Source organism: Burkholderia sp. SIMBA_062, assembly GCF_046534765.1.
GTDB lineage: Bacteria > Pseudomonadota > Gammaproteobacteria > Burkholderiales > Burkholderiaceae > Burkholderia > Burkholderia ambifaria.
Window position 1 is genome coordinate 1 of record NZ_JAWRYD010000131.1, and the last position, 390, is coordinate 390.

The 390-nt window shown below is 61.8% G+C and carries 1 pseudogene; it reads right to left on the minus strand.

From position 1 onward, the window contains the following. Positions 1-390: pseudogene (locus SB786_RS35715) on the minus strand (RNA-guided endonuclease TnpB family protein); the annotation flags it as partial.

Here is a 390-nt window from a genome sequence, read left to right on the forward strand (position 1 = left end):
GTCATTGGGCAGCTTCTCGCCGGTCGAAAGTGTGGCGAAGTCTTTCAGGCCGAGATCGATGCCAACACCGGAACGGACCGGGCGGGCCTGCACATCGGGCATCTCGATCACGATGTTGAGAAACCAATTGCCGCGTGCATCCTGCGCAAAGTTGGTCCCGTCCTTGATCTTGCCTTCTGGAAGCGGGCGGCTGTTGAACACGCGGAAGGCATTGCCGGCAAAGCGGAACGCTTCGCCTTCGCGCTTCAGGTCGCGGCCCTTCAGCGGCACCCAACCGAGCGATTTCTTGCCGCGATAGCGCAAGTAACGTCGCCGGTGCTGACTGCGCGACTTCGCGTATTGCTCGCACGTCGCGTTGATCGTGCCGGAGTGGATGCCGAGCGCCTTGCT